The organism is Caldisericia bacterium (assembly GCA_021158845.1).
Taxonomy (GTDB): Bacteria; Caldisericota; Caldisericia; order B22-G15; family B22-G15; genus B22-G15.
On the sequence record JAGGSY010000107.1, the window covers coordinates 1 to 1551 of the forward strand.

Sequence of the window (1551 nt, forward strand, 5' to 3'; positions counted from 1 at the left end):
CTCCATGCAAAGGATAAACAAAAGTTATTGGAAGTTTAAATTCTTCTCTTTTTCGTAAGAAGAAACTATCTGCCATCTCCAAGAATTTTGCTTGTTCAGTCTTATTCAAATATTGGGAAAATATTCCTAAAGGTTGATCCTGCCATCTAACTGCTGCTTCATCCATAAAAATCAAAATAAGAGTATCATTGCCCAGATATTTTTTAATCTTAGCAAAAAAGGTATCCCACCTTTCCTCAGACAATTTTTTGTTTTTAACCTCTTCCTCCCAAATCATATTTACAATGAAATCAAAATCCGGCATAGGATATGCTGGATTACCCTTGCTATCTTTTATCTCAAGGAAATTCGTCCATCCTCCAACATAAACATATTTTCCTTTCTCCCTTGCGTATTTGTGAATTTCATCTATTTGCTTTAAAGAAGCTTCATAAGCTTCTTTAACTGCTGGATGGTAAGGATTTTTCGTTAATTCATAAAACATTCTTGCCTGGGCAAAGAGCATGTCAATCCAAATAGCATCTGCTCCAGAATCTATCATTTTCTTTGCCCATGAAAGCTGCAACTCTTGAAATTCTGGATTTGTTATATCTGGATAATAAGCATAAGCTTCTCTCCAGTTGTAATCAGAGGGAGAAGTCCAATCAGAAGGGAAAAAGCCAAGTAATTTTCCTCTGTTGAATTGAAACTCCTCTTTGGTTATTAATTTCCCTGTTTCTGGGTTTTTTATATTCCACTTTGCTGGATCTAAAGCCATTTCCCAGAGTTTACTTTTTGTATATTTCTTGTCCGTTATCGGATTATATTCATTAACATCAACTCTTTCTGTAGGGATTCCAGCAGAGACTATAATGGAAGGAATTTCCTCTTTGATTTTATTTACCGATTTTTCAAAATTCTCATAACTATACCCTGCTTTTTCACATTTCTTTCTCTGATTTAGAGGTAGTTCGTGACAAGTTTCGGGAATAACTTTATACTTCCAGAATGCTCTGAAAATAAAATCCGTATTTGTCTCTTTTAGATGAGTGATAACATCATCTAGTCTTCTGTTAAAGGCTTTATAATCAGTAATACTTTGATACCAGCAAGCTACCTTAGTGCTCAATAATCTTTTCTTGAAGTTACCATAAGTGGTTTTCTTTTGTGCTAACTCTTTTATCGTTTCATAGGTCTCAAATTCAGGGGCTAAAGAATCATAGGTTTTCAGCTTTCCAAAAGATAGAACCTTTGCATCTTGACCCATAAATCCACCATGCACTGGATAGACAAAGATTATTCCTTTCTTTGAGAAGAATTCATCGGCAATTAATAAAAATTTCCTTTGCTCCTCTTTGCTTAACTCTTGAGAAAAAACTCCTAAAGGTGTGTTTGTAGTTCCAGCCCAGTCAATCATAGCTAAAATCTTTGCCTCAGCAAGTCTTTCCTTTATTTTTGAAACAATTTCATTCCATCTTTTTTCATCCAAGGCAAGATTCCTCACCTCGTCCACTGTTGGGGTAACAAGGACAAAGTCTAAATCTGGCGTGTAATCAGGAAGGTCGGTAAAGG

The 1551-nt window shown here is 35.1% G+C and carries 1 protein-coding gene; it reads right to left on the reverse strand.

The window, feature by feature from the left end:
- Positions 1-1468 (reverse strand): hypothetical protein (locus tag J7J33_04075; protein ID MCD6168467.1); only part of this gene is annotated, 1468 nt, incomplete at its 3' end.
- Between the last annotated feature and the right edge of the window lie 83 nt (positions 1469-1551).